A 2,937-nucleotide genomic window follows, 5' to 3' on the forward strand; every position below is an offset into this window, starting at 1 on the left:
GTCGAAGCCTACCTTCGCCGAGTTGCACAACGCTTTCTGCAAGGGCCTGTTCGGGGTCAATTGCTATACGGTGGACCGTGCTAGCAGAGAAGGTGAGCCTGTCGGGCGGACGAATGCAAACGCAGACATAGAACCGCAAGAAATTTTTGCCGGCATCATACAGCGCGACTGGACAGGCACGCTGTATCACCAACGTATCGCCGGGAAGCTGCGCGTCCGTAGTGGCAATGAGTTTGGCCCTGGCGGCAAGCTCTTCAAGGCGGCTGGCTTCGACCATGCCGTTGCCCCTGCCCCGATTACTTGGACGGAACCTGAAGGCCGCGTGGTTCGTGGCAAGTGGCGCGCCGACTTCGCCATAGACCGGGTTGCAGCTTAGCCACGACCGTAGTTAAGGCCGTGCTGCGCACAGAAGCTGCTCAGAGCATCATCGAACACTTGTTCAAGGCTGGTAGCGCCAGCTATCAAATACTTGCTGCCCTCAGCCAAGACCATTTCACGCTCTGACAAAGTGGGACTGTTAAACATGGTCAATCTGGAAGCTTCGTCAGTATAGCTTTCTGGCGTCCACCTATATTCCTCGACGATCCTCGTCTTGCATCTGCTGACCTCGTCCAAGCCGAAAACTCGATGCCGCAAATCGGGCATATCTTGGTTCGACGTGGTTTGTCTGCGGAAATGGTATCGGGCATGAAGGACTCGTGTGAAATGTGGTTTTGCAGATTGCCGACCGCTGCAAGAGTTCCTGTTGGATGGGGGCATCAGGAGGCCAATCCGTCAGCCCCATCCGGAACCACACTTGCGAGTCGAGTAACCCACGATGCTATTTAAAGGCAAAAAGCACCTGAACCTGGGCTTTGCCAAAAAATATTTTTGGGCCTTTGAGCCTCGGGCTTAGAACGTAACCGACACATAGTCATATAGATACGTTCAGCCGACTGCATCCTCGTTCAGTTCAGTGCTGCTTAGAACGTAGATCGTACATAGTCATATAATAGATGCTGCATCGTTTGACACGTCCGACTTCAGCAATCCCTAGAACGTAGATCGTACATAGTCATATGAATACGATCAATCGAACGCTATGCGTCATTGAACTTCAAGTCATCGAAGAAGATTACAATAGCACCTGCGGACTCGGCTTGCCCGAGGACGGACCGAGGCGTAGCGACAGCGAAGCGAGTGTTGATATCCGTTCATAGGGATTGTCGAACGATGATCGTTCAAAAGCCATCTTTGATACAGTGACTGCAAGAAATCTATAGAACCAGATAGAGGATCGTCGTTCATTGACTCCGATGCTATCCACAGTTCACTTCGTTCACGCGATTTCAATATGCTGATGAAGTCGAAAAGATGAATGATCGTCGTTCTGTTCGTTCATGTATCCGATACCAATAGGATGGACGATCCTCGTTCGACTGTTTCAATGATCGGATACCTGCCATCGCTTCGCTCCGGCAACTTCGTGCTTCGCACTCGTAGGTTCTATTGAAGATCATCAGGTGAAAAATCGTCGTTCAGTGACATCGATGGATGGCATAGGATCAATACTACATCTGAGCCTTGATGTTTTGGACGCAGGCGAAGGTTCGAGCTTTCAAGGTGTGATGACGCCAGTCGATCGTATCAGCCGTCTATGAAGCGCACATCGTCCATTGAACTATTTGGACCCAGTAGAGGGAGAGCATTTTATTTCCCAGACTGATGCCAAATGAATGCTTTTAGACGTTTTTATCGTCCATTATACGTTCGAGCATAGCATTAAATATATCATCATACATTGGAGGGAGCGAAATGATTACAGCTAAACAGTTCGACAAAGCCTTTGCTGAAGTCCTAGCGGAAACTGAAAACGATAAGCGAAATATCGTTCTGGATTTCCTAACAGGAATGCAGAACTTCATGGATGGAAACCTCGATGCTGAAATTGATGGTGCGACTGATGGAGGATTGTATTTGATCGAGCTGATGAACTCTCATTTGGATACGGTTGTCTACAAGCGAGTGATTTCAGCAATGGAAAAGGCTCATGCTGTTCTGATGAGCCTCGAAGCGTGAAGTGATCCGCAATCTGTATCCAACGCATCCTTTGCCCGACGAACGCATTGAAGAGATCATGCATGGTCGTCCTGAATGGCTGACCGATTACGTTAAGCTGATCCACGAACAGCGTCGAAACTTTCTGGACGATGTTGCACAGCAAATGGCTGATCAAGCCGCATAGAGCATTCAAAAAAATCTTTAGAATAGACCGCGGTTTGTCCGCAATCTCCACTGTGCTGTCATTAAATATATGCACAAGGGGAGAGCATCAATGATCAATCGATTCATCGAAGACAAGCATTCATACATCGAAGCATTCGTTATCGCTTTCACAGTCGGCACAATCCTGCAATACATATTCACCTGAGACATTCAACATGAATAGACGATATCTCGCAGCCAAAGGTGCGGCTGCTGAATTGGCATCCGAAACGACGAAGATACGGTCGGCAACAAAGCATAGCAGACTGACGCCGCTGGCAGTCCATCTGGCCCTGGACGTTCCGATAACCATCGATGGCGTCATTACACGGTTCTGCGCCCTGCATGGCAGCTACCTCCGCTTCATCGAGCGCGCACGGACCTGGCAGTTCTATCAGGTGGACCGGACCACGCAGGTAGGCGAATGGACGACCATCCAGACGCACAAGGTCGAAAGGCTCCTGGCTCAGCTGATCGACGGCATGAAAGCGGAGAACACTATCATCGTTGCCGCAGTCCTGAAGGGCATCATCAGCGAGAAGCCCAAGGACTACACGAAGACTCTGACGCTGTTCGTGGATGCCCTGGGATCGAACCTAGCGCAACGGAAGGCCATACTGCGCACACTGGAGGAAGAGCTGGCCTTCAACGGCAAGTACGTTGCACCTGAGAAGCCGAGCCTGCGCGTAGCAT

At 50.3% G+C, this 2,937-nt stretch carries 4 protein-coding genes; all 4 read left to right on the plus strand.

Annotation, left to right across the window (positions count from 1 at the left end; genetic code table 11):
• Positions 1 to 376, plus strand: a 376-nt coding sequence (locus AAIL68_RS17225; protein WP_347141012.1) for a hypothetical protein, incomplete at its 5' end; no start/stop codon positions are given.
• Positions 377 to 1,794: 1,418 nt separating this feature from the next.
• Positions 1,795 to 2,058: a hypothetical protein gene (locus tag AAIL68_RS17230; protein WP_347141013.1), complete on the plus strand. Its 264-nt coding sequence runs from the start codon at positions 1,795 to 1,797 to the stop codon at positions 2,056 to 2,058.
• Position 2,059: 1 nt separating this feature from the next.
• Positions 2,060 to 2,224, plus strand: coding sequence for a hypothetical protein (locus tag AAIL68_RS17235; RefSeq protein ID WP_347141015.1), 165 nt, complete (start codon positions 2,060 to 2,062; stop codon positions 2,222 to 2,224).
• A 196-nt stretch (positions 2,225 to 2,420) separates the two neighbouring features.
• A partial coding sequence (locus AAIL68_RS17240; protein ID WP_347141017.1) for a hypothetical protein occupies positions 2,421 to 2,937 on the plus strand: 517 nt, incomplete at its 3' end.

It is taken from the genome of Paracoccus sp. SSK6 (genome assembly GCF_039770665.1).
GTDB lineage: Bacteria > Pseudomonadota > Alphaproteobacteria > Rhodobacterales > Rhodobacteraceae > Paracoccus.

Coding starts and splice junctions, on each gene's coding strand:
- AAIL68_RS17230 (WP_347141013.1), top strand. CDS start 1,795: ATGATTACAGCTAAACAGTTCGACAAAGCCTTTGCTGAAGTCCTAGCG.